Source organism: Microbacterium sp. NPDC019599 (assembly GCF_040632175.1).
In the GTDB taxonomy this organism is placed as follows: domain Bacteria; phylum Actinomycetota; class Actinomycetes; order Actinomycetales; family Microbacteriaceae; genus Microbacterium.
On sequence record NZ_JBEYBL010000004.1, the window covers coordinates 36226 to 59543 of the forward strand.

The window sequence follows — 23318 nt, forward strand, 5'->3', positions numbered from 1 at the left end:
GTGAGGTTCTGGCTCGGCGGGTACTCCGCCGACATGGACGGCGCCGCGACCGGGATCGGCGTGCTGCTCGCGGGTGCGGCCGACGACGCTCTCGCCGGCGGACCCCTCGGATTCGCAGGGGATGCTGTCGCCTCCGGCGGCTCGCCGTCCTGGCTCACCGCGCACCCCTCGCTCGACGTCGTGTACGCCGCGCTCGAGGGCGCCGGCACGGCGCAGGCGTTCCGCCGCACGGGCGAGGCATCCTTCGCTCCCCTCGGCGCGCCCGTCGAGGCGGGCGAAGCCGTGTGCCACATCGCCGTCGCTCCCGACGGCTCCTCGCTCGTGGCGAGCTGCTGGCGTGACGGCCGCGTCGTGCGGATGTCGCTGGATGCCGCGGGCCGGCCTTCCGCGCCTGTGATCGCTGCCGCCGCTTCGGATCCGCACGGGGCGGGCCCGGCGCCGGCCGAGGCGCCGGACCTGGATCTCGCGGCTGCGGCGCGCGCCCTGCGCGAGGCCGCGGGCGAGGAGTACGCGCACCTCGTGCCCGATCACGAAGAGCCCGCCGCGACGCCGGAGGCATCGGGCGCCCGTCCCTCCCATGCGCATCAGGCGGTGTTCCTCCCCGGCGGTCTCGTCGCGACGACCGACATGGGACTGGACCTCGTGAGGTTCTGGCGGGTCCGAGGCTCTGGACTGGCGCTCGTGCAGGAGGTCGTGCTTCCCAAGGGCTCGGGTCCACGGCACACCGTGTGGCACCCGAGCGGACATCTATACGTCGTGACCGAGCTCTCGCACGAGGTCTTCGTCCTCGCACCGGATCCGGCGGCACCGACGACGTGGCGGCTCGTGGGCGGGACGCACCTGGGCGCCGGCATCCTCCCCGACGACACGGCGGCCGAGCTCGCGCCGTCGCGCGACGGCGGACTGCTGTACGCAGGCGTGCGCGGGAGCGACACGATCGCGGTCGTGCGTGTGCGCGGCGCGGGCGAGACCCTCCAGCCCCTCGCGCTCGTCGAGGCGGGGGTGCACTGGCCACGTCACCACGTCGTCGTGCGTGACACGCTGCTGGTCGCAGGGCAGCTCGCCGACGAGGTCGTCTCGCTGGGGATCGACCTGCGCACGGGTGTGCCGGGACGGGTGCGGCACCGTACGGCGGCGCCGTCGCCGACCTGCCTGCTGCCCGTCCGCTGACCTCCCCCGCCGCGGGTGATCCGTCGCCGCGGAGCCCTACCCGCCGCGCACCCGCCGGACTAGCTTGAGACCGACGCTGGGGGGCCCATCCCGCCGTGCACGACGCGACGCTCCGCAGCCTCGACCCGTGACTTCAGAAGGGAAGACAATGGCTGATTTCCGTTACGGACCTGTCGAGCTGTTCCTGCTCGGCCTCGAGGGCGAGAAGCCCGATCCGGCATTCATCTCGTCGCTCGTCGAGCTCGTCGAGGGGGGCATCGTCCGTGTGCTGGACTTCGTGCTCGTCTCGAAGTCCGAGGACGGCGAGGTCTCGATCGTCGAGATCGAGGAGGACTCCGACGACTACGGTGCGCTCGACCTCGTGCTGAGCGGCATCACAGGCGACGAGGACATCGACGCCCTCGGCGAGCTGGTCCCCGCCGGAGGCTCGGCCGCCGTCGTCGCGATCGAGCTCGTCTACGCCCGGAAGCTCGCGGAGAGCCTCGCGGCCAGCGGCGGCGTCGTGCTCTCGTCCGAGCGCATCCCCGCCCCCATCGTCAACGCACTCGTCGACGCCATCGAAGAGAACGAAGGAGAGTAGCCATGATCCGCAGAGTGGGACGCCCCGGCCTCGTCGGCCTCGCCGCGCGCACCGCCGTCGTCGCGGGTACCGCGACCGCCGTCAACAACGGCATGAACAACCGCCAGCAGCGCAAGGCGCAGGAGGAGTGGGAGCAGCAGCAGTACCAGGCGGCCCAGCAGCAGGCGGCGATGAACGCCGCGGCTCAGCAGGCGGTCGCGCAGCAGATGGCCGCTGCCGCTCCTCCGCCGCCCGCTCCGGCTCCGGCTCCGGCCGCCGCGGCGCCCTCGGGTGAGGTCGACATCGTGGCGTCCCTGCAGAAGCTGTCGGCGCTGCGGGATGCCGGCGCCCTCAGCGACGCCGAATTCGAGGCGGCGAAGGCCCGGCTCCTCTCCTGACCTGATCACGGGCGTCGCCCGATCATCTGAAAGGGGTGATCGGGCGGCCCCGCCGGTCGGTCAGGGGGGAGACTGAAACCAATCGACCCCGACACTCGTCTTTCATCGGAGGAAACCAAATGTTCGACGGCGGCTTCTGGAACCTCGTGCTGTGGTTCTTCTGGATCTTCGCATTCGTCGCGTACCTGTTCGTGCTCATCACGATCTTCAGCGACCTGTTCCGCGACCACAAGCTGAGCGGCTGGTGGAAGGCGGTGTGGGTGATCTTCCTGATCTTCCTGCCCTTCCTCACGGCGCTGATCTACCTCATCGCCCGCGGCTCGGGCATGCAGGAGCGCGGTCTGGCCGAGGCCAAGCGCCAGCAGGAGGCCACCAACGCCTACATCCAGTCGGTCGCGGGGGCTTCGGCATCGAGCCCGGCCGACGAGATCGCGAAGGCGGCCGAGTTGCTCAAGGCCGGTACCATCACGCAGGCGGAGTACGACGCGCTGAAGGCTCGCGCCCTGGCCTGACCCGCTTCACCAACGGCACCCCTCGAATCGCGAGGGGTGCCGTTGCGCGTTACACGAAGGTGACCCGGGTGTGCCGGACCAGTCACAGCGGAGAGGTACAATCCCGAAAGCGATCCCCGCAGTCACTCGTACCGTGTGAATCACTGCGTGGCCGCACCGGTTCAGAGGTCTCGCCCCCTCGGCGCCGGCAGCAGGCAGGAGGAGGGCGCATGACATTGCCGCCGTCCGCGCTGTCGCCAGTCGTCTGGAGCAGGCACAACCCGCCGCTCCGCCAGCCCGCGACGCTGCAGCGTCCCGGGCTCGTGCAGCTCATCGACGACGTCATCGCGCAGCATCCCGTCACCGTCGTCACCGCCCCGAGCGGCTTCGGCAAGACGACCATCATGAGTTCGTGGGCCGAGACCTCGCCGCGACTCGTCGCGTGGCTCGCGATCGATCCGCTCGACGCAGGCTCCGTCGACGAGGGCATCGTCGCGGCACTCGAGTCGGTCCTGCCGCCCGACAGCGTCCCCGGGGTGGACTCGTACGGCATGGCACCCGTCGCGGGATCGCTCGACCTGCGCCGCCGTCTCGAGGCAGCGCTGTCCGGTGTGTCGGAGCCCTTCGTAATCATCATCGACGACGCGCAGCGCGCGCTGGAGAGTCTCGAGTCGGGCCTCCTCTCCGCCCTCATCGCGCGCACTCCCCCGGCTCTGCGGCTCGTCCTCATCGGCACGACGGCCCTCGAGGCGCGGATCCCCCGCTTCATCCTGAGCAACCCCGACGCCGTCGTCGGCGCCGAGGTGCTCGCCTTCGACGAGGCGGAGGTCGTCGAGCTCGCGCGCGAGATGACGAGCGCCGCCGATGCACTGGCCGTGCACGCCGACACAGCGGGGTGGCCGATCGCCGTGCGGCTCGCCCTCCTGAGCGGAACGACCCGCGCGCGCGGAGCGGTCCGCACCGGCGGGCTCATGCGCGAATACGTCAGGGACGTCATCCTCTCGGCCCTCGAACCCGAGCTTGCGCGGTTCGTCGTCGACGCGACAGTGTGCGGCGAGCTGACGCCGCGGCTCGCGGGGGCGCTCACGGGACGCACCGATGCGGCGCGGCTGCTCGAGGAATGCCGTCGCCTCGGGCTCTTCCTCGATCGGCACGACGGCCCACGCGGTGTCGAATACCGCTGGCATGCGCTCTTCGCGCGGCACTGTCGCGAGCTCCTCGCCGAGGAGGACCCCGCACGTCTGGAGAGCATGCGTCGCCACGCCGGGATGCTGCTCGCCGAAGCGCGCCCGCTCGACGCAGTCGGACACCTGCTCGAGGTGGGTGATGCGGAAGCCGCGGCGCAGGTGATCCTCGACGCGTGGGTGCGGCTCGTCATGGGGAGCGCTGCGGCCACCCTCGACCGCGCCTGCCTGTCGCTTCCTCCCGCCCTCATGGACAGCCCCTCCATCCAGCTCGTGCGTGCGTGCGCGCGCGAGGTGCTCGGCGAGCACGTCGCGGCACGCGAGCTATTCGAACGGGCTGCGACGAGCGCCTCCAGCGACGCGAACGCACAGCGGACGCTCGAACTCGCACGGCTCTTCTTCCTCGACGACCGCTCGCGCCTGCGCGCCATCCTGTCCGCCGCACGAGCGCAGCTCGTCGAGGGCGAGGCGTCGGCGAGCGAGCGGGCCGCCATCACATTCCTCATCGGGTGGACCGAGCTCGTCCAGCGCGCTCACCCCGAGCAGGTCGTCGAGACGCTCGAGGCGGCCGTGCGGAAGGCGGAGGCCGTCGACGATCGCGCGCTGGCCCGTCGCGCCCGCGAGTGCCTCGCCTACGCACTCGCGTGGGCCGGCGAGTTCCGCACCGCGCGGCCGCTCCTCGTCTCGCTCGCCGACGAGGACCCGGAGGAGTCGTCCTGGGTCGCGTACATCGGCGGCAGCGGCGGAGTCGCGGCCGGTGTCGTCGCATTCTGGGCGCACGATCTTCCGCGCGCCGAGCAGGAGTTCCGCCGGGTCATCGCGTTCGGCGGGGGCCGACGGGCGTTCTCCGATCTCGCGCGCATCCTCCTGGCGGCGGCCGCGGCAGCGACCGGAGACCCGAGGCAGTGCCGCCGGGCGGCGCTCGAGCTGCAGTTCCTCCCGCGAACGGAGACGCAGGGCATCGCGTGGCCTCGCTACCGGCAGCTCGCCGTCGCACTCCTGGAGGAAGGTGTCGGCCACCGCGACCGCGCACTGCAGCTCGCCCGCGGGCTGGCGGATGAGACCACGATGCCGCTGCTCGCCGTCCTCGTCGCCGGCATCCTGCGCCGTGCGGGCGCCTATGGTGAGGCGCTCCAGTTCCTGCGCAAACTCACGCCGTATGCCGCCGTGTCGTACATCCGGGTCGCGACCCTCACGACGAGTGCCCTCGCCCAGTGGAGCGCCGGGCGCGCGGATGCCGCGCACGAGCTATGCGAAGAGGCGCTCACGCTCGCCGAGCCCGAGGGGATCCGCCTGCTGTTCTCGGAGCAGGATGCCGAGCTGCGCGAGCTGCTCGGCGCGCATGTCGCATGGGGCACGCGCTACGAGGAGTTCGTGCTCTCGTGTCTGCGGCCGGGCGCGTCAGGCTCGGGCATCGGTGCCCTGTCGGAGCGAGAGCGCGACGTCTTCGAGCAGCTGCGGACGACGCTGACGACCGTCGAGATAGCGGAGCGTCTCGGAGTGTCGGTCAACACCGTAAAGACGCACCAGCGCTCGATCTACCGCAAGCTGGGTGTCACCTCGCGCCGCGAGGCGCTGCGCCAATACACCTGAGGCACTCCGTCAGCGGGGTGCGACGACTTTCGCGTCCTGGCGCGGGATGAAGACCCGCTTGATGATCAGCAGGATCGAAGCCGTGATGGGAATCGCCACCAGCGCGCCGAGCAGGCCCATGAGCGTGCCGCCGACCATCGCCCCGATCACGACGAGGGCACCGGGGACCGAGATGGTCTTGTTCATCACCTTCGGTGTCAGGAAGTATGCCTCGATCTGCATGTAGATGAGGTACACGATCGCGAAGATGAGGGCTGCGGTCGGATCGGTGAAGAGCGCGATCGTCGTCGCGAAGATCCAGTAGCAGACCGAGCCGATCAGCGGGATCAGCGTGATGCAGAACGCCGCGAGGGCCATGAGACCCGGATACGGCAGGTTCAGGAAGAAGTGCAGGAGGAACGCGACGACGGAGTTGCAGAACGCGAGGATGACCATGCCCGTCAGGTAGCCGCCGATCGACCCGGTGATCTCCTCCGTCATCCCGCGGACGGTCTTGCGGCCGTAGGCCGGCGTCATCTGGGCGAGCGTGTCCTTCATGACGGGCAGTCCCGCGAGGAAGTAGAGGCTCAGGACGATGACGATGATCCCTCCCGAGATCGCCGTCGCGATGCCGACGCCGACCTTCAGCACGCCGCTGCCGATCGCCGCGAGATTCGCGGGATTGGTGATGAAGTCCTCGAGCTGCTCGAGGATCGTGCCGACCTGCGCGCCGAAGGTGTCCTGCAGCCACGCGTAGAAGTCCGATGCCTGGAAGTTGTCGATGAGGCTGGGAATGCTCGCGATGAAGGCGCTGAGGTTGGAGAACAGAGCCGGCAGCACCGCCGAGAGGAAGACGATTAGGAGTATGGCGAAAACAGAATAGACCGTGACGATGGCCCAGGTCCGTGACATCAGGCGCCGCGACAGCCTGTGCACCACGGGATCGAGCGCGAGGGCGACGAAGAGCGCCAGGACGATGTAGATCACGATCGTCGAGAGGTTCATGAATGCCACGCCGAGCGCGAGGGCGACGAGGCCGCCGATCGTGAGCGTCAAGCCGGTCGCGAAGGGGCGCCCGACGTTCGTCCAGATCTCGCGTCGAGGCTGATCGACGATCACGTCGGGAACGGCGACATCCTGCGCGGAGTTCGCCGGAACGGCCGCGGCCGAGGCGGGCTGCGATGGGGCGAGGTCGTCGGTCATGGCCACACTCTAGGCCCCGGGTGCGTCGGATCGGGGGCGGGTCGCCGCGATAGGGTGAGGTCCCATGACCCCTGAAGACCCGGCCCAGTCGCTCCAGCGCCTGCGCAGCAGCATCGACAACATCGACGCGGCTCTCGTCTTCATGCTCGCGGAGCGCTTCCGCTGTACGAAGCAGGTCGGTGTCCTGAAGGCCGAGCACGGCATGCCCGCGTCGGATCCCGCGCGTGAGGAGCAGCAGCTCGCGCGGCTGCGGGCACTCGCGACGGATGCCGATCTCGACCCCGAGTTCGCCGAGAAGTGGTTCAACTTCGTCGTGGCCGAGGTGATCCGCCACCACACCGCCGCCGCCGACGCGCAGTAGCCCCCTCACACGACCGAAGCCCCGGCCCGAGGGGCCGAGGCATCCGTCCCCACGACGGGTCAGGGCACCGCGCGTCGCAGCGTCAAGTAGGCGATGCCGGCGAGGACGACGGCTGCCACGGCCGCCCAGGCGGTGAGGCCGACGGCGCCCGCTGTCGTGATCCACCGGCCGACCTGCTCCCACGCGTCGAGCTGACCGACGAGCCAGAGCAGTCCCACGAAGAGCAGGCCGATGCCGACGAGGACGATCGTGAGGATCGTGCCGCCGAAGCGCCGGTAGATCGTCGCGGACCAGAACCCGACGATGAACAGGAGCATCGCCATGACGGAGTAGAAGAAGGCGGCGCCGAGGGGGCCGGCCTCCCAGATCCAGGGGAAGTAGAAGAACCAGCCGTTCATCCCCCAGCCGTTGGTCGCGAGCTCGATGTAGCCGCCGACGATGAACAGCGCGGTCAGCGTGAGCGCCGCACCCGCCGCCGTGAGCAGCGTGCCGAGGTAGAACTCGCGCCGCGTGATGCTCATGGCCTGCGAGAACGGGAACGTGAGGCTGAGTGCCTGGATGCCGACCGCAAGCAGGTACCAGAGCGGTGCCTGCGCGCCGCCGCCGTACTTCGGGGCGTCGGTCGGGATCATGGCGTACACGAGCAGCGAGAGCGCGAAGCTGCCGCCGAGGATGATGAGCGGCATCCAGACGAAGGTCTGGCGGTTGACCAGCTGCATCCGGACGACGTTGACGGTGCGGTTCATCGGAGGGCTCCTTCCTGGGCGGCGGCCCGTTCGTCCGACGCGTGCTGGGTGGTGCGGACGATGAGCTGCTGCAGCGAGACGGGGGCGACGTCGAGACCCGCCGCGGCGAGTTCGCGGTGGTCCTCGGGGCTCAGCGCGCCGAGCACCGTGACCGACGACACGTGGCCGAGGCTCTCGCGGTGGATGACCTCGCGGCCGCGGACGAAGGCTTCGACGGCAGCCGTGTCGCCCACGACGTTCGCGGCACGGTCGCGGACAGCATCCGTCTCCTCGTCCATGATGATGCGGCCCCGATCGATCACGAGCACGCGCTCGATGAGGTTCGCGACCTCGTCGATGAGGTGACTCGAGAGGATGACGGTGCGCGGATGCTCGGTGTAGTCGGCGAGCAGCCGGTCATAGAAGATCTGTCGCGCGACGGCGTCGAGGCCGAGGTACGGCTCGTCGAAGAACGTGATCTCGGCCCGTGACGCGATGCCGATGATGACGCCGACGGCCGAGAGCTGGCCGCGGGAGAGCTTCTTGATGCGCTTGCCCATGGGCAGCTGGAAGTCCACGATGAGCCGGTCGGCGAGCTCCTGGTCCCAGTTCGGGAAGAACAGCCTGGCGGTTGCGAACGCGTGCCCGGGGCGGGCGTCGTCGGGGTACTTCTGGCTCTCGCGCACGAAGCACATGCGCCGCAGGACTCGGGCGTTCTCGTACGGGTGCTCGCCGAAGACGCGGACCTCGCCGCTCGTGGCGAAGTTCTGCGCCGTGAGGATCGACATGACTGTCGTCTTGCCGGCGCCGTTGCGTCCGAGCAGGCCGTAGATGCGGTCCTTCTCGATCGTGAAGCTCACGTCGTCGACGGCGAGCGTGTCGCGGTACCGCTTCGTGAGACGCTCGACCTCGATGACGGTGGCGGGGGTGGTCATGATGTCCTTCCTTCGATGGCGGGCGCGGCGGCGCGCGCACGGACGAGATCTGCGAGCTCGTCGGGACCGAGTCCGAGTTTGCGGGCCTCTGCGACGAGGGGTCCGACGAAGCGGTCGGCGAACGCGGAGCGCCGCTCGGCGAGGAGGCGATCGCGGGCGCCCGGCGCGACGAACATGCCGATCCCCCGGCGCTTGTAGAGCACGCCCTTGTCGACGAGCATCGCGACTCCCTTCGCCGCCGTCGCCGGATTGATGCGATAGAACGCCGCGAGCTCGTTGGTGGAGGGCGCCTGGCTCTCCTCAGCGAGCGCGCCCTCGACGATCGAGTCCTCGACGCTCTCTGCGATCTGCAGGAAGAGCGCCCGGCCTTCTTCGATCACTCTGACTCCGCTTGGTCGGTTACTTACTTGACTACGTAACCATGCAACAGAAATCGGATGCTGTCAAGATCTGCGTTCGAAGGCCCGGGGAGCGCGATAGGTTCACAGGGAGCAAAGGGGGCACCGCGATGCGAGAAGGCGCCGCGACGGGGCAGACCGCCTTCGTGCTGGGTGGGGGAGGCGTGCGCGGTGCCGTCGAGATCGGCATGGTGCGGGCCCTGTTCGAGGCCGGCATCCGTCCCGACCTCATCGTGGGGACCTCCATCGGCGCGATCAACGGCGCACTGATCGCGAACGATCCGACCCTCGGCGTCATCGACACGCTCCTGCACGCGTGGACCTCTCCGGAGGCCAACGCCGTGTACGGAGACTCGCTCATCGTGCAGCTGAGCCGGCTCGTCAAGACGAAGACGCATCTCAACTCACCCGCGCCGCTGCAGCGGCTCCTGGAGGCGGGACTGGGAGAAGCATCCCGATTCGAAGACCTCGAGGTGCGCCTGCAGGTCGTCGCGGCCAGCATCGAGCGCGCCGCCGAGCACGTGTTCGACTCCGGGCCGCTCATCCCTGCGATCCTCGCGTCGGCGTCGGTCCCAGGGCTCTTCCCCGCGACGCGCATCGGCGACGAGCACTTCATCGACGGCGGCATCGTCAACTCGATCCCGATCGAGCAGGCGGTGGACGCCGGAGCGACCCGCATCTTCGTCCTGCAGGTGGGGCGCGTCGAGACGGCCCTCGAACCGCCGACCACCGCCGTCGAGACGGCCCGGGTCGCGTTCGAGATCGCGCGACGCCACCGGTTCGCGCGGGACGTCGCGACGCTCCCCGATGCCGTCGACCTCTTCGTGCTGCCCAGCGGCGGTTCGCTCCACGGCGACGACTCGATGCGCGCGTACCGCAAGCTCGACACCGTGCGCCTGCGCATCGATCAGGCGTACGAGGCGAGCCGGGACTTCCTGTTCGAGCGGGGGATGCCGCCACTCGCGGCGGAGAGGCCGTCATCGTGAAGCTGCCCCCCGTGTGGGTGCGGCGCGTCATCATCGCGCCGCTCGTGATCGTGATCTCGCTCGTCATGGTCGTCACCATCCCGCTGTGGCTGCTCGGGGCGATCGGCCTGACCTCGCTCGTCCCCGGCCGCTTCCGCCTGCCGCGTGTGCTCTGGCTCGTGACGGTGTATCTGCTGTGGGACGCCGCGCTGCTCGTCGTCATGTTCGCGCTGTGGGTCGCGTCGGGCTTCGGCTGGAGGATCAAATCCCCGGCGTTCCGCCGCGCGCACTACCGGCTCGGTGCCCGCGGGCTCGAGATCCTCTTCCAGATCTTCGGCACCGTGCTGCGGCTCACGATCGCGCGCCGGGGCAGCGACGATCCGGATCCGGATGCCGCGGCCGCCGCCTTCGACGCGCTCTTCTCGCCCGGCACACCGCTCGTCGTCGCGAGCCGGCACGCGGGCCCCGGCGACTCGTTCATCATCGTCAACACGCTGCTCAACGACGTCGACCGGATGCCGCGGATCGTGCTGAAGTACACGATGCAGTGGGATCCGGCCGTCGACGTGCTGCTCAACCGCATCCCGACGCGCTTCATCGTGCCGTCCGGCTTCGGCAAGAAGCACGCCGGCGGAGGGCATTCGGTCGAGGACAGCTTGCGCGACCTCGCGTCGGGCATGGGCCCCGAGGACGCCTTCGTCATCTTCCCCGAGGGCGGCAACATGACCTCGACCCGGCGCCGCAGCCGCATCGAGCGCCTCCGCGCGTCGGGACGGGACGCCCTCGCGGACCGCGCCGAGGCGATGATCCACGTCATGGCGCCGCAGCCCGGAGGCATGCATGCGGCGCTCGCGGCATCCGTCGACGCCGACGTCGTCTTCATCGCGCACACGGGCCTTGACCGGCTCGTCACGATGGCCGACATCTGGCGTGAGCTGCCGATGGACAAGGGCATCACGATGCGCGCGTGGCGCGTTGCGCGCGCGGACATCCCCGAGGACCGCGACGCCCAGGCCGAGTGGCTCTTCGGCTGGTTCGAGCGCATCGACGCGTGGATCACGGAGCACGCCGAGCCCGAGGCGGCCTCCCCGGCGGGTTAGGGGCGCGGCTTGGGGTGGACGATCCGGCCGGGCGCCGTGTCGGACGTGCGCGACGGCACGGGCCAGGTCTGGCGCGGGGCAGAGGCGGGCGCTCGCACCGGCTGCGGCGCGCCGGCCGCCGGGGGAGCGGCTGCGTCGGGCCCGGCGGAAGGCGCCGAGGCGGGCTGCGGGCCGGTCGTGAGCTCGAGCGCGACCTGCTTCTCGAGCACGACGATGGCCTCGTCCGACAGCGAGATGAGACCGTCGAGCTCCTCCCGCACCCGCTTGTACGCGAGCTGACGCTCGGCCGGAGTCGCGGCCTGGTCGATCGCGACCGTCAGCAGCTGCTTGGCGGTGTCGAGGCGCTTGCGCTCGACATCCGTGAAGCCGGAGTCCTTGATGCGCCGCGCATCGCGCTCGGCGACCTCGAACGCGACCTCGTAGTCGGTGACAGCATCCCGGTACTCGGCGAACTGCGCCTTGGTGAGCTTGGCCTTCGGGGAGGCGGGACGCAGGCCGTCGGCGAACTTCTTCGCACGCAGGAACGCCGCCGTGAGGGGCTGCCGGCCATCGCTCATGGCCGGGAAGGCGATGAGCTTCGCGACGTCGAGCTCGTACTCGAGCCAGCGGGCCGTGACGGCGTCGTGCGCCGCGAAGAGGCGCTCGAGCTGGCTCGCGGAGGAGGGAACCGCCGGCTCGCGATGCGGCACGGGCATCGGCGTGGTGGCGGGCTGCGTCACGGGGCCCGTGAGCGGATACGTCGCGCGGCCTCGCGCGGCCGCCTGCGCGGCCTTCAGCTCGGCCTTGGCGTGCAGCACTTCGAGGCGCCGCCGATGACGGTGGCGCGCAGCACGCTCCCAGGCGCTCCCGATCGACGCCAGCACCCCGAAGAGCGGGAACGCCAGCCACCAGAAGTTCCCGAGGAACTCGAAAAGCGGCTCCACCCTGTCATGGTAGCCGCGTCACCGCTCGATGAGACCGGCTCCAGGCAAGCGATCAGGATGCCGGGCGCTGAGCGCCCCGCGCAGGCACGGGCCACACGGCCCGGACCGGCTCCGGTGCGGGTGCCGATGGCGCGGGCGAAGGCGAAGGTGCGGGGCGGGATGCCCCGGGGCCGGGCTCGTCGCGGCGGTCCTCGTCGGCTCCTACGGTCGGACGGACGCCGAACCGGGCGGCCAGCGCGGCCGCGCTCTCGCTCGCGCGCGCGATCGCCTCGGTGGAGCGGGCGAGGAACTCCTGCGCCGCGTCGGACCACTGCGCGACGGGATCGGCCCGCGGCTCGGGCGGAGCCATGCCGCTCGCTCGCGCCTGACGCCAGGCCTCGCGCTCGGCGGCCTCGAACGTGCGCGCGAGGTGCTCGACGGCGTTGCGGTACTCGGCGAACTGCACGGGGGTGATGCGCGCCGTCGCGGAGCCGGGGCGAAGGCGCTGCGCCTCGGCGCGGGCGACGAAGTGCGCCGCCGTCTCGGGCACGCGCGCATCGCTCATGACGGGGAACATGATGACGCGGGCGGGGTCGGTCTCGTACTCCATCCAGCGCGCCGTGAGCGAATCGTGCAGAGCCGTGACGCGGGCGAGCGGGCGATGCGCCGGGTCAGACGTCGCGGCGAGGCCCGCGCGGGCCGTGCTCACGCGGGCGCGGCGCACGCGCAGGTCCGCCGCCGCGGCGCGCGTCGCACGCTCGGCCGACTGCAGACCGTGCCGTGCGGCGGCGACGTCGTGCGCCCCTCCGCGACCGGCGGCGCGCTCGGCCTGCGCGAGCGAGAGCTGCGCGCGGGCGAGCTTCAGGGCGCTGCGCGCGGCACGCGCCCGAGTGCGCGCGTCGGCGAGCTCGAGCCGGGCGGCGTCGTACTCGAGCCGGCGCGCGTCGACGGCACGCTGATGCTTCAGTCCGAGCATCGCGAACACCCCCGCTCCGGCCGCGACCGGCGCGATCCACCACACTTCTGCGATCGTCGCCCAGAGCGGATCCACGCCGTCATGTTAGTCCCGCATCGAGGGGGACGGGCTGGGGATCCGCCGAATCATCGGCTGGACAGCATCCGGATGCTGTCAGCCGAACAGGAGCGCGAGCACCGTCGCGCCGCCGCCGACGAGGATGAGGCTCGCGATGACGACCCAGGCGACCACCTTCACGCGCTTCTGCCGTGCGTCGTTCAGGCCTGAGTAGTCGTCGTCCTGCGCCATGGGCTCAGTCTAGGGCGGTCACAGACGCGTGCCGGTCGGCTCGGCCACGATGGGACCGAACGCCGCAGGCAGCGTCGCGCCGGACAGAGCGCGCAGCTCGGCGAGCGGCACGGTGAACAGGTTCTGGACCTCGAGCGCGGGCTCATCCCCATCGCCGGGGGCGTCGGTGACGCCGATGCGCAGGACGGGGTAGCCCCGGCCCTCGCACAGCCCGCGGAACTTCACGTCGTCCTCGCGCGGCACCGTCACGATGACGCGGCCCGTGGACTCCGAGAACAGGGCGGTCGCAGCATCCACTCCGTCGCGCTCCATGAGCTCGTCGAGCCACACGCGTGCGCCGATGCCGAAGCGCATGACGCCCTCGGCGAGGGCCTGCGCGAGGCCGCCCGACGACAGGTCGTGCGCGCTCGAGACGAGCGACTGCAGCGAGGCCGCGTGCAGCAGCTCGGCGAGGCGCTTCTCGGCGCCGAGGTCGACGGCCGGCGGACGCCCGCCGAGGTGGCCGTGCACCGTGCCGGCCCATGCCGAGCCGCTCAGCTCGGGCGCCGTGACGCCCAGGAGGTAGACGTTCTCGCCCTCGTCCTGCCAGCCGGACGGGATGCGGCGCGCGACGTCGTCGATGATCCCGAGGACGCCCACGACGGGGGTCGGGAAGATCGGGACGTCGCCGGTCTGGTTGTAGAACGACACGTTGCCGCCTGTGACGGGGATGCCGAGCTCGAGGCATCCGTCCGACAGACCCTCGACCGCCTGCGAGAACTGCCACATGACCTCGGGGTTCTCGGGGCTGCCGAAGTTGAGGCAGTCCGTGACGGCGGTCGGGATCGCGCCCGTGACGGCGACGTTGCGGTACGCCTCGGCGAGGGCGAGCTTGGCGCCCTCGTAGGGGTCGAGCTGGCAGAAGCGGCCGTTGCAGTCCGTGGCGATCGCGAAGCCGAGGCCCGAGTGCTCGTCGACGCGGACCATGCCGGAGTCGTCGGGGAACGAGAGGGCCGTGTTGCCCATGACATAGCGGTCGTACTGGTTGGTGACCCAGTCGACGTCGGCGAGGTTGGGGCTTGCGACGAGCTGTGTGAACTGCGCGCGCAGCGTGTCGGGGTCGCTGGCGCGGGGCAGGGCCGAGGCGGAGTCGTCGCGCAGGGCGTCGATCCACGTCGGGTACGCGACGGGGCGCTCGTAGACGGGACCGTCGACCGCGACGGTGCTCGGGTCCACGTCGACGATCTGCTCGCCGTGCCAGAAGATCTGCAGGCGCCCGTCGCCGGTCACCTCCCCGAGGACCGAGGTCTCGACATCCCACTTCGTCGTCACGGCGAGGAAGGCCTCGAGCTTCTCGGGCGCCACGATCGCCATCATGCGCTCCTGGCTCTCGCTCATGAGGATCTCCTCCGGCGTGAGCGAGGGGTCGCGCAGCAGGACCTTCTCGAGGTCGACGCGCATGCCCGAGCCGCCGTTGGCGGCGAGCTCGCTCGTCGCGCACGAGATGCCGGCCGCGCCGAGGTCCTGGATGGCCTCGACGAGCTCGCCCTGGTACAGCTCGAGGCAGCACTCGATGAGCACCTTCTCGGCGAAGGGGTCGCCGACCTGGACCGCCGGGCGCTTCGTGGGGCCGCCCTCGGAGAACGTGTCGGAGGCGAGGATCGAGGCGCCGCCGATGCCGTCGCCGCCCGTGCGGGCGCCGAAGAGCACGACCTTGTTGCCGGCGCCCGAGGCGTTGGCGAGCTTGAGGTCCTCGTGGCGGAGGACGCCGACCGCGAGCGCGTTGACGAGCGGGTTGCCCTGGTAGACGGCGTCGAAGACCGTCTCGCCGCCGATGTTGGGCAGGCCCAGGCAGTTGCCGTAGAACGAGATGCCGCTCACGACGCCGTGGACCACCCGGGCGGTGTCGGGGTCGTCGATGGCGCCGAAGCGCAGCTGGTCCATGACGGCGACGGGGCGCGCGCCCATCGAGATGATGTCGCGGACGATGCCGCCCACGCCCGTCGCGGCGCCCTGGAAGGGCTCGATGTAGCTCGGGTGGTTGTGCGACTCGACCTTGAAGGTGACCGCCCAGCCCTCGCCGATGTCGACGACGCCGGCGTTCTGGCCCATGCCGACCATGAGGCGCGTCTTCATCTCGTCCGAGACCTTCTGGCCGAACTGGCGCAGGTAGATCTTCGACGACTTGTACGAGCAGTGCTCGCTCCACATCACCGAGTACATCGCCAGCTCGCCGGACGTGGGGCGGCGGCCGAGGATGCTCTTGATCTGGTCGTACTCGTCGGGCTTGAGACCGAGCGCCGCATACGGCTGCTCCTTCTCAGGAGTGGAGGCGGCGTTCTCGACGGTGTCGGCGACAGGGCGCACCGAGGTGGACGAAGTGGGGATGGTCATGCGGCTGAGCTCCAGGAATCGCGGGCGCCGGACCGTCCCAGTCTAGTTGGGGCCGCGGAGGGGTTGACGGATGCTGGAGCCCGGGCTAATGTACAACCAAATGGTTGTACAAATGGAGCTCGAAGACGATGAGGTCGACCGGATCTTCCACGCGCTCGCCGCGGCGACGCGGCGCGACATCCTGCGTCGCACGATCGAGCGCGAGCAGTCGGTCTCGACACTCGCGCGCGACTACGACATGTCGTTCGCCGCGGTGCAGAAGCACGTCGCGGTGCTCGAGGCCGCCGGTCTCGTCGTCAAGCGGGCAGAGGGGCGCGAGCGCCTCGTCCGGGCGGATCCGGCCATGATCGCCCGGGCCCGCGCGCTGCTGGACCGCTTCGAGGCCCTCTGGCGCGCCCGCGTCGACCGCCTCGACGTGCTCCTCGCCGAAGACCCCGCCGGCTCTGCACAGCCACCGACCACCGAAGAAGGAGACTGAAATGCCCGTCACCGACGTCACCACCGACGCCGAAGCGCTCACCATGACGCTCACGGCCGACTTCGCCGCTCCCGTCGAGCGGCTCTGGAAGGCCTTCACCGACCCGAGCCAGCTGGAGCGCTTCTGGGGCCCGCCGGGATGGCCGGCATCCTTCCCGTCGTTCGACTTCGAGGTCGGCGGGCACGCGAAGTACTACATGACCAGCCCCCAGGGCGAGAGGTCCCACGGGTCGTGGGAGTTCCTCGAGATCAACGCCCCGCGCGGGTTCACGGTGCTCGACAACTTCGCGAACGAGGACGGCGCGCCGCTGGACGGGATGCCCGTCATGCGGGTCGTCTTCGCGTTCGAGCCGACCGACACCGGCTCGCGCCTGGTCAACACGTCGTACTTCGCGTCGGCCGAGGCGCTCGAGCAGGTCGTGGCCTTCGGCGCGGTCGAGGGCTCGACGATGGCCATCAACCAGCTCGACCGCGTCCTGCAGAGCCTCCGCGACTACGCGTCGGGCAAGGGCACGCAGACCGAGGTCATCGACGACACGCACGTCCGCATCACGCGGCTCGTCGAGGGTCCGCGCGACCTCGTGTGGCGTGCGCACCAGGAGCCCGAGCTCATGAAGCAGTGGCTGCTCGGACCTGACGGCTGGCGCATGTCGGTGTGCGAGGTCGACCCGTCCGTCGGCGGCCGGTACCGCTACGCGTGGGAGCCCGTCGACGGAGCTCCGGGTGAGGCCTTCGGCTTCGACGGAGAGACGCTGCTGTCCGAGGCGCCGCGGCGGGCGGTCACGACCGAGCACATGACGGGGACGGAGTTCCCGTCGACGCTCAACGACCTGAGCCTCGAGGAGGAGGACGGCGCGACGCTCATCACGCTCCTCATCGAGTACCCCGACAAGGAGACCCGCGACATGGTGCTCGCCACCGGCATGACCGACGGCATGGAGGCCAGCTACGCGCGTCTCGAGGGAGTCCTCGAGAAGGTCGGCTGACCCGCGGGAGCCCCGGACCGGCGCGGTCCGGGGCTCGGTGCCTCGGTAGAGTGCCGCCATGGTCGATGTCGGGTACCCGCGCGACCTCGCGCTGATCGCGGCGATCTTCGGTCTCGCGGCCTTCGTCTGGGCGGGTTGGGCGCAGGAGCATCCGCCGCGTGGTGCGGTGTGGCGCGTCGTGCTCGGAGCGCTGGGTCTCGCCGGACTCGCGCTCGCGGCCGTGGGCATCGTCCTCACGGTGCACCTGTGGGGGACGCCCACGGCGATCGAGCCCGGCACACCGGAGTTCTTCCTGTATGTCGTCGTGTTCTGGGTCGAGTTCATCGGTGCGGGGATCGTCGCGTTCTTCGTGATCCGCGCCGGGATGTCGGACTTCATCGCCCCCATCGTGCTCGGAGTCGTCGGCATCCACTTCTTCGCCCTCGCCCCCGTCTTCCACCAGCCGTTCCTGTTCCTGCCGGCGGTGCTGCTGACCGCGGCGGCCCTCGCGGCCGCGTTCATCCCCTCGGACGACGTCGCCCGCAGCTTCTGGTGCGGACTGCTCGGCGCGCCGGTCTTCCTCGCGGTCGGTGCGTGGGCGGCCATCGCCGCAGGACAGACGCTGCCGGGGTGATTCCTCGCCCGTCACGGGCGGTTCGGATCCGACCCCTCCATGGGCTCGGACGACATCGCCCCTAGCATGGCGCTGTGGACTTCAGCATCGCCTTCACTCCTGAGAACATCGCGATCTTCCTGACGCTCTTCGTCCTCGAGATCGTGCTCGGCGTCGACAACGTCATCTTCATCTCTGTCCTGGCCTCCAAGCTCCCCAAGGAGCAGCAGGCGCGGGCGCGCAACCTCGGGCTCACGCTCGCGATGATCATCCGCGTCATCCTGGTGTTCTTCGCCGGGTGGATCATCACGCTGACCGAGCCCGTCTTCACGATCCTGGGGATCGCCTTCTCGTGGAAGGACATGATCCTCATAGCGGGCGGTCTCTTCCTGATCTACAAGGCCGTCACCGAGATCCACCACAAGCTCGAGGGCGTCGAGGAGGATCACGACGGCCAGGCTCCGAAGACCATCACGTTCGGCTCGGTCATCGCGCAGATCCTGCTGCTGGACATCGTCTTCTCGCTCGACTCCGTCATCACGGCGGTCGGGATGACGTCGAACATGGCGATCATCGTCTCGGTCGTCATCCTGTCGTTCGGCATCATGCTCTTCGCATCGCGCTTCATCTTCGCGTTCGTCAACAAGCACCCCACCGTGAAGATGCTGGCACTTTCGTTCCTCATGCTGATCGGGGCCTTCCTCGTCGCCGAGGGCTTCCACGTCAAGGTCGACAAGGCGATCATCTACGGCTCGATGGCGTTCGCGGTCCTCGTCGAGGTGCTCAACCTCACGTACGCGCGCAACAAGGCCCGGCGCGAGCAGAAGAAGCGCGTCACGGTCCAGCTGCGCCCGAGCTACCCCGACATCGACGAGTCGGTCGCGGTCGGCGCGGCCCTGTCGAAGTCGCCCGGCGCGGGCGCCGTGGGACTCTCGGCCAAGCCCGTCGAGGGCGAGGTCGACCCGGGCTCCGAGGATCGCGCCGGCCTCGGCTGACGTCGTGAGGCGGCGGCAGTGAAGCAGCAAGTGCTCCTCGCGGTCCTCGCGGTGAGCCTGGGCGTCGCTGTCGCCTTCCTCGTGTTCGTGCCGTACGTCGCGATCGCGCACCGCCGTCACGGACGGCTCGGCGCAGCCCGGATCCTGGTGCCGTTCGCGATGCTCGTCTACGGCATGTCGATCTGGATCTACACGCTCGCCCCGTTCCCCGAACCGGGCGCGATCGACTGCGCCGGCCTTCAACTGGATCCGCTGCAGTTCGTGCGCGACCTTCGGGGCGCGAGCGCGCCCGGCCACGCGCTCGCCGACCCCGCCGTCATGCAGCTGTTCCTCAACGTCGTGCTGTTCCTCCCGCTCGGCGTCTTCGTGCGGGTCATGTGGAACCGCGGGGTCGTGGTCTCGCTCGTGGCCGGCCTCGCGCTGTCGCTGCTCATCGAACTGACGCAGCTGACGGGCGTGTGGGGGATCTACCCGTGCGCGTACCGCGTGTTCGACGTCGACGACCTCCTCACCAACACGATCGGCGCCGTGCTCGGCTCGCTCCTCTCACTCGCACTGCCCCGCGCGTGGCGCGTGGGGCGCGCCGACCCGGCGGACGCCCGCGCGCCGCAGCCCGTCACGAAGTGGCGGCGCGCCCTCGGAATGGTGTGCGACTGGGTCTCGGTGTACCTCCTCGGGCTCACGATCGCACTCCCGGTCTCGGCCATCGTCTACGTCACGGGCGGGAGGGAGGCGCTCGTCGCATCGAACGGGCTGCTCGACGCGTGCTCCACCTTGGGAGCCCTCGCCGTGACCGGATCGGTCGCCATCGCGACGGGCCGCACGATCGGCGACCACGCGATGCAGCTCGCCTACCGGGGCACGACACTCCCGCCGTTCTGGGCGGGCGTCGTCCGCTTCTTCGCCGGCATCGGCGGCTACCAGGTGCTCACGGCGCCGACGGAGGGAGCGAACCCCGTCTCGATGGTGTTCGTGCTCGCCTCGATCGTGCTCGCGCTCGCGACGGCGAAGGGACGCGGCCTGCCCGGGATCGCGAGCCGGCAGGTGCCGACGGACGTGCGGGAGGCTCGTGAGCCCTCGTCTGCGAGCCGCTAGGGAGGAGTCGTCCCCGACGGGAGGCGCTGCGCGCAGCATCCTCCCTCCGATACGGGACGAAGCCTCCCGAAGCAGCCCCCGATCAGGACGAATCGGGATGCTGTCGCTCCGGCCCGTGCGCGCGGCCCACGAACCAGCGCGTCAGGCGGGGTCGAGGACGAGGCGGTAGCCCATGCCGGACTCCGTCAGGAGGTGCGCGGGGCGCGCGGGGTCGGGCTCGAGCTTCTTGCGCAGCTGCGACATGTAGAGCCGCAGGTAGCCGGTGTCGGCGACCTGGTCGGTGCCCCAGATGTCCTTCAGCAGCGTCTGGCGCGTCACGAGCGAGCCCGCGTTGCGGGCGAGGAACTCCAGCATCCGCCATTCGGTCGGCGTGAGGTGGACGCGCGAGCCGTCGCGCGTGACCGACTTCGTCGTGAGGTCGATCGTGACGTCCGCGAACGAGACGATCGGCTCGCCCGTCGCGGGGCCGGCGCGCCGGGTCAGGGCGCGCAGCCGCGCGAGGAGCTCGTCGATCTGGAACGGCTTCGTGACGTAGTCGTCGGCGCCCGCATCGAGCGCCTCGACCTTGTCGGCCGATCCGGTGCGTCCCGACACGACGACGATCGGCACCGTCGTCCAGCCGCGGAGCGCCTCGATGACGGCGACGCCGTCGAGCCGCGGCATCCCGAGGTCCAGCAGGACGATGTCGGGATGCGTCTGCGCCGCGAGGGCGATCGCGGCGGCGCCGTCGGGCGCGGCGACGACCTCGTAGCCGTGGGCTCCGAGTGTGATGCGCAGGGCGCGGACGAGCTGCGGATCGTCGTCGGCGATCAGGATCTTCACGAGGCGGCCTCCCGGGCGGCGACGTCGGCGACCGGCAGCTCGACGACCATCGTGAGGCCACCGCCGGGGGTGTCCTCCGGGGTGAGCGTGCCGCCCATGCCCTCGGCGAACCCGCGCGAGAGCGCGAGCCCGAGGCCGAGCCCCGTCGTGTTGTCGGTGTCGCCGAGGCGCTGGAACGGCGAGAAGATGTCGTCCTGGCGGTCCGGCTCGATGCCTGAGCCGTGGTCCACGATGCGGATCTGGGCGCGCCGGCCGAGGCGGCTCGTCGCGACCCGCACGCGGGATCCGGGCGAGGTGTAGCGCACGGCGTTGGCCAGGACGTTGACGACGACCCGCTGCAGCAGCACGGGGTCGGCGAGGAGCAGGGGCAGGTCGGGGTCGAGCGCGAGCTCGACGGCGTCGGGTCCGAGCCCGAGCTCGTCGACGGCCGCGAGCACGGTTCCGGCGGAGTCGACGGGTGAGAGCGAGACGGCCAGGACGCCCGCCTCGACGCGGCTCACGTCGAGGAGGTCGGTCACGAGGGCGGAGAGCGTCGCAAGGCTCTCGTCCGCGGTCGCGAGGAGCTCCGCGCGGTCGCTGTCGCTCAGGCTCGGGCCGGCGGCGCGCAGTCCGCCGATCGCGGCGACGGCGGCGGCGAGCGGGCGGCGCAGGTCGTGGCTGACGGCGGAGAGCAGGGCGCTGCGCACCTGATCCGTCTCGGCCAGGATGCCGGCCGCACGCGCCGTCTCGGTCAGGTCGGTGTGCTCGAGCGCCGCGCCGAGCTGCGTCACGATGATGTCGAGGAGGCGGCGGGCCGAGGCATCCAGTTCGCCTCCGTGCAGCTCGAGCGTCGCGCGCGGCGCCGCGGGGTCGCCGACGGGGAGGGCGACCATGCGCTGGTCGGGCACCGGCTCGCCGTCGGTCGCGAGCACGCTGCCGTCGGGGGCGAGGAGGCGGGCGCCCGTCATGCCGAACGCCTCGCGGGCGCGGCTCACGAGGGCAGGGACCGCGCTCTGCCCGCGCAGGACGCTGCCGGCGACCGTCGCGAGCAGCTCGGACTCGGCCGCGGCGCGCTGCGCGACGCGCGTGCGGCGCGCGGCCTGGTCGACGATCCAGCTCACGAGCACTGCGATGACGACGTAGAGCAGCACCGAGAGGGCGTGGTCGGGGTCGGCGATCGTGACGGTGTACAGCGGCGCGATGAAGAGGTAGTCGAGCGTGAGGCCTGACAGCACGGCGGCGAACACGGCCGGCCAGATGCCGCCCACGAGCGCGACGACGACGACGAGCAGCTGGTACGCCAGGACGTCGGTCGTGATCGAGGCGGGGCTCGACACGGTCACGAGCAGCCACGACAGAAGCGGCCCGCCGACGAGTGCGAGCGCGAAGCCGAGGAGCCGTCGCTTCGCGCTCAGGGCACCGCCCGTGATGCGAGGGAGATGGATGCCGCCGCCCGCCGCCGCGTGCGTCACGATGTGCACGTCGATGTCGCCGGATTCGCGGACGACGGTCGCGCCGATCCCCGCGCCCGTCAGGAGCGCCGCGATGCGGCCGCGCCGGCTGGCCCCGATCACGAGCTGCGTCGCGTCGACGGAGCGGGCGAACTCGACCAGGGCGCGCGGGACGTCGTCGCCGACGACCTGGTGGTAGGTGCCGCCGAGCGACTCGACGAGGGTGCGCTGCGCCGCGAGGGCGCCGGGCGTCGAGGAGCGCAGGCCGTCCTGGCTCGACACGTGCACCGCGAGCAGCTCGCCGCCGGCCGAGCGCGCCGCGATGCGGGCGCCGCGGCGGAGGAGCGTCTCGCCCTCGGGTCCGCCGGTCAGCGCGACGACGACGCGCTCTCGCGCCTGCCACGTGCCCTGGATGCCGTGCTCGGCCCGGTAGAGCTTGAGGGCGCTGTCGACCTCGTCGGCGAGCCAGAGGAGGGCGAGCTCCCGCAGCGCCGTCAGGTTGCCGAGGCGGAAGTAGTTCGACAGCGCCGCGTCGATGCGCTCCGCCGGGTAGACGAGCCCGGCGGAGAGCCGGTCGCGGAGCGACTGGGGCGCGAGGTCGACGACCTCGATCTGGTCGGCGCCTCGGACGACAGCATCCGGAACCGTCTCGCGCTGCGCGACCCCGGTGATCTGCTCGACGACGCTTCCGAGGGACTCGATGTGCTGGACGTTGACCGTCGTGATGACGTCGATACCATCGTCGAGGATCTGCTGCACGTCCTGCCAGCGCTTGGCGTGCGGCGAGCCCCCCGCGTTGGTGTGGGCGAGCTCGTCGATGAGCGCGATCTCGGGATGCCGCTCGATGACCGCCTCCACGTCGAGCTCGCTCAGCTCGACGTCACGGTGGCGGACGACGCGGCGCGGGACGACCGGCAGGCCGCGCGCCTGAGCCGCCGTCGCGTCGCGGCCGTGCGTCTCGAGCAGCCCGATGACGACGTCGCGCCCCTCCTCACCGAGGCGGCGCCCCTCCTCGAGCATCTCGTACGTCTTGCCGACGCCCGGAGCGGCGCCCAGCAGCACCCGGAGCTTTCCGCGCTTCATCTCCACCACCCGCGAGACTTCACGAATGTCACCATCCGCGGGCGAAAAGCGTGCATATGTGAAGTCTCGCCTGTCTTTCAGTCGAGCGCATCGAGCGCGTCGAGCCCTCGCGGAGACGGTGACCGCCGGGGCGCAGGTGACCGCGGGGTGCGGGTGCCGGTGGGGCACAGCATCCGATGCAACACCTCGCCGGTGCGCGGGGCGCCCGTCCTCACGCTTCGCATACGGTCCGGGCCGC

The 23318-nt window shown here is 70.8% G+C and carries 23 protein-coding genes; 13 read left to right on the plus strand and 10 right to left on the minus strand.

Annotated features, from left to right (window positions below; genetic code table 11):
- From ABZ477_RS09020 to ABZ477_RS09040, 5 genes are all read left to right on the plus strand, one after another.
- Complete coding sequence (locus tag ABZ477_RS09020) at positions 1-1170, plus strand: beta-propeller fold lactonase family protein (RefSeq protein ID WP_360131171.1); 1170 nt, start codon at positions 1-3, stop codon at positions 1168-1170.
- A 148-nt stretch (positions 1171-1318) separates the two neighbouring features.
- Complete coding sequence (locus ABZ477_RS09025) at positions 1319-1750, plus strand: DUF6325 family protein (RefSeq protein ID WP_360131174.1); 432 nt, start codon at positions 1319-1321, stop codon at positions 1748-1750.
- 2 nt (positions 1751-1752) lie between these two features.
- Positions 1753-2127: an SHOCT domain-containing protein gene (locus tag ABZ477_RS09030; RefSeq protein ID WP_360131177.1), complete on the plus strand. Its 375-nt coding sequence runs from the start codon at positions 1753-1755 to the stop codon at positions 2125-2127.
- Between the two features lie 119 nt (positions 2128-2246).
- Positions 2247-2639 (plus strand): SHOCT domain-containing protein, encoded by a 393-nt coding sequence (locus ABZ477_RS09035; RefSeq protein WP_360131180.1) that lies wholly within the window; start codon positions 2247-2249, stop codon positions 2637-2639.
- A 209-nt stretch (positions 2640-2848) separates the two neighbouring features.
- Entirely contained in the window at positions 2849-5395 is a 2547-nt protein-coding gene (locus ABZ477_RS09040) for a LuxR C-terminal-related transcriptional regulator (protein ID WP_360131183.1), read from the plus strand.
- A 9-nt stretch (positions 5396-5404) separates the two neighbouring features.
- Here ABZ477_RS09040 and ABZ477_RS09045 read toward each other — a convergent pair whose 3' ends face one another.
- Positions 5405-6577 carry an AI-2E family transporter gene (locus ABZ477_RS09045; protein WP_360131186.1) on the minus strand — a complete coding sequence of 391 codons (1173 nt, stop codon included), beginning with the start codon at positions 6575-6577 and terminating at the stop codon, positions 5405-5407.
- A gap of 64 nt (positions 6578-6641) precedes the next feature.
- On the opposite strand from ABZ477_RS09045, the gene ABZ477_RS09050 reads away from it, so the two are divergent.
- Positions 6642-6938, plus strand: a complete 297-nt coding sequence (locus tag ABZ477_RS09050; protein WP_360131189.1) for a chorismate mutase — start codon at positions 6642-6644, stop codon at positions 6936-6938.
- Between the two features lie 59 nt (positions 6939-6997).
- Here the strand turns inward: ABZ477_RS09050 and ABZ477_RS09055 are convergent, their stop codons facing one another.
- Genes ABZ477_RS09055 through ABZ477_RS09065 form a run of 3 tightly spaced genes read right to left on the minus strand, consistent with a single transcriptional unit; the run spans position 6998 to position 8978 of the window.
- Positions 6998-7684 (minus strand): hypothetical protein, encoded by a 687-nt coding sequence (locus ABZ477_RS09055; protein WP_360131191.1) that lies wholly within the window; start codon positions 7682-7684, stop codon positions 6998-7000.
- On the minus strand, positions 7681-8598 hold the full coding sequence (locus tag ABZ477_RS09060) for an ABC transporter ATP-binding protein (RefSeq protein WP_360131194.1): 918 nt from the start codon (positions 8596-8598) through the stop codon (positions 7681-7683). The genes ABZ477_RS09055 and ABZ477_RS09060 overlap by 4 nt, the downstream gene beginning before the upstream one ends.
- Positions 8595-8978, minus strand: coding sequence for a GntR family transcriptional regulator (locus ABZ477_RS09065; RefSeq protein ID WP_360131197.1), 384 nt, complete (start codon positions 8976-8978; stop codon positions 8595-8597). The genes ABZ477_RS09060 and ABZ477_RS09065 overlap by 4 nt, the downstream gene beginning before the upstream one ends.
- A gap of 128 nt (positions 8979-9106) precedes the next feature.
- On the opposite strand from ABZ477_RS09065, the gene ABZ477_RS09070 reads away from it, so the two are divergent.
- Complete coding sequence (locus tag ABZ477_RS09070) at positions 9107-9982, plus strand: patatin-like phospholipase family protein (protein WP_360131200.1); 876 nt, start codon at positions 9107-9109, stop codon at positions 9980-9982.
- Positions 9979-11061, plus strand: coding sequence for a 1-acyl-sn-glycerol-3-phosphate acyltransferase (locus ABZ477_RS09075; protein WP_360131203.1), 1083 nt, complete (start codon positions 9979-9981; stop codon positions 11059-11061). Before ABZ477_RS09070 ends, ABZ477_RS09075 begins: the two co-directional genes overlap by 4 nt.
- Here ABZ477_RS09075 and ABZ477_RS09080 read toward each other — a convergent pair.
- The 4 genes from ABZ477_RS09080 to purL all read right to left on the minus strand — a co-directional run bounded on the left by ABZ477_RS09080 (position 11058) and on the right by purL (position 15600).
- A complete protein-coding gene (locus ABZ477_RS09080; protein WP_360131206.1) occupies positions 11058-11984 on the minus strand; it encodes a hypothetical protein in 927 nt (308 codons plus the stop codon). The two genes, ABZ477_RS09075 and ABZ477_RS09080, sit on opposite strands and share 4 nt — an antisense overlap.
- 52 nt (positions 11985-12036) lie before the next feature.
- Positions 12037-13014 (minus strand): TolC family protein, encoded by a 978-nt coding sequence (locus ABZ477_RS09085; RefSeq protein ID WP_360131208.1) that lies wholly within the window; start codon positions 13012-13014, stop codon positions 12037-12039.
- 78 nt (positions 13015-13092) lie between these two features.
- Positions 13093-13227, minus strand: coding sequence for a hypothetical protein (locus ABZ477_RS09090; protein ID WP_360131211.1), 135 nt, complete (start codon positions 13225-13227; stop codon positions 13093-13095).
- An 18-nt stretch (positions 13228-13245) separates the two neighbouring features.
- A complete protein-coding gene (purL, locus tag ABZ477_RS09095; protein ID WP_360131214.1) occupies positions 13246-15600 on the minus strand; it encodes a phosphoribosylformylglycinamidine synthase subunit PurL in 2355 nt (784 codons plus the stop codon).
- A 100-nt stretch (positions 15601-15700) separates the two neighbouring features.
- On the opposite strand from purL, the gene ABZ477_RS09100 reads away from it, so the two are divergent.
- From ABZ477_RS09100 to ABZ477_RS09120, 5 genes are all read left to right on the plus strand, one after another.
- Positions 15701-16078 (plus strand): metalloregulator ArsR/SmtB family transcription factor, encoded by a 378-nt coding sequence (locus ABZ477_RS09100; protein WP_360131217.1) that lies wholly within the window; start codon positions 15701-15703, stop codon positions 16076-16078.
- A 1-nt stretch (position 16079) separates the two neighbouring features.
- Entirely contained in the window at positions 16080-17063 is a 984-nt protein-coding gene (locus ABZ477_RS09105) for an SRPBCC family protein (RefSeq protein WP_360131220.1), read from the plus strand.
- A gap of 58 nt (positions 17064-17121) precedes the next feature.
- Positions 17122-17676 (plus strand): hypothetical protein, encoded by a 555-nt coding sequence (locus ABZ477_RS09110; protein ID WP_360131223.1) that lies wholly within the window; start codon positions 17122-17124, stop codon positions 17674-17676.
- A 74-nt stretch (positions 17677-17750) separates the two neighbouring features.
- The gene (locus ABZ477_RS09115) at positions 17751-18650 is read left to right on the plus strand and encodes a TerC family protein (RefSeq protein ID WP_360131226.1); all 900 of its coding nucleotides are present in this window, start codon (positions 17751-17753) and stop codon (positions 18648-18650) included.
- An 18-nt stretch (positions 18651-18668) separates the two neighbouring features.
- Complete coding sequence (locus ABZ477_RS09120; RefSeq protein ID WP_360131228.1) at positions 18669-19745, plus strand: VanZ family protein; 1077 nt, start codon at positions 18669-18671, stop codon at positions 19743-19745.
- A gap of 141 nt (positions 19746-19886) precedes the next feature.
- On the opposite strand, the gene ABZ477_RS09125 is transcribed toward ABZ477_RS09120, so the two are convergent.
- Positions 19887-20567, minus strand: coding sequence for a response regulator (locus tag ABZ477_RS09125; RefSeq protein ID WP_360131231.1), 681 nt, complete (start codon positions 20565-20567; stop codon positions 19887-19889).
- Entirely contained in the window at positions 20564-23080 is a 2517-nt protein-coding gene (locus ABZ477_RS09130; protein ID WP_360131234.1) for an ATP-binding protein, read from the minus strand. The genes ABZ477_RS09125 and ABZ477_RS09130 overlap by 4 nt, the downstream gene beginning before the upstream one ends.
- Between the last annotated feature and the right edge of the window lie 238 nt (positions 23081-23318).

Excerpts from the sequence above, each read along its gene's own strand:
- ABZ477_RS09045 (WP_360131186.1), bottom strand. The coding sequence starts at position 6,577 with ATGACCGACGACCTCGCCCCATCGCAGCCCGCCTCGGCCGCGGCCGTT.
- ABZ477_RS09100 (WP_360131217.1), top strand. The coding sequence starts at position 15,701 with ATGGTTGTACAAATGGAGCTCGAAGACGATGAGGTCGACCGGATCTTC.
- ABZ477_RS09025 (WP_360131174.1), top strand. The coding sequence starts at position 1,319 with ATGGCTGATTTCCGTTACGGACCTGTCGAGCTGTTCCTGCTCGGCCTC.
- ABZ477_RS09030 (WP_360131177.1), top strand. The coding sequence starts at position 1,753 with ATGATCCGCAGAGTGGGACGCCCCGGCCTCGTCGGCCTCGCCGCGCGC.
- ABZ477_RS09070 (WP_360131200.1), top strand. The coding sequence starts at position 9,107 with ATGCGAGAAGGCGCCGCGACGGGGCAGACCGCCTTCGTGCTGGGTGGG.
- ABZ477_RS09130 (WP_360131234.1), bottom strand. The coding sequence starts at position 23,080 with ATGAAGCGCGGAAAGCTCCGGGTGCTGCTGGGCGCCGCTCCGGGCGTC.
- purL (WP_360131214.1), bottom strand. The coding sequence starts at position 15,600 with ATGACCATCCCCACTTCGTCCACCTCGGTGCGCCCTGTCGCCGACACC.
- ABZ477_RS09055 (WP_360131191.1), bottom strand. The coding sequence starts at position 7,684 with ATGAACCGCACCGTCAACGTCGTCCGGATGCAGCTGGTCAACCGCCAG.
- ABZ477_RS09090 (WP_360131211.1), bottom strand. The coding sequence starts at position 13,227 with ATGGCGCAGGACGACGACTACTCAGGCCTGAACGACGCACGGCAGAAG.
- ABZ477_RS09040 (WP_360131183.1), top strand. The coding sequence starts at position 2,849 with ATGACATTGCCGCCGTCCGCGCTGTCGCCAGTCGTCTGGAGCAGGCAC.
- ABZ477_RS09060 (WP_360131194.1), bottom strand. The coding sequence starts at position 8,598 with ATGACCACCCCCGCCACCGTCATCGAGGTCGAGCGTCTCACGAAGCGG.
- ABZ477_RS09035 (WP_360131180.1), top strand. The coding sequence starts at position 2,247 with ATGTTCGACGGCGGCTTCTGGAACCTCGTGCTGTGGTTCTTCTGGATC.
- ABZ477_RS09105 (WP_360131220.1), top strand. The coding sequence starts at position 16,080 with ATGCCCGTCACCGACGTCACCACCGACGCCGAAGCGCTCACCATGACG.
- ABZ477_RS09110 (WP_360131223.1), top strand. The coding sequence starts at position 17,122 with ATGGTCGATGTCGGGTACCCGCGCGACCTCGCGCTGATCGCGGCGATC.
- ABZ477_RS09050 (WP_360131189.1), top strand. The coding sequence starts at position 6,642 with ATGACCCCTGAAGACCCGGCCCAGTCGCTCCAGCGCCTGCGCAGCAGC.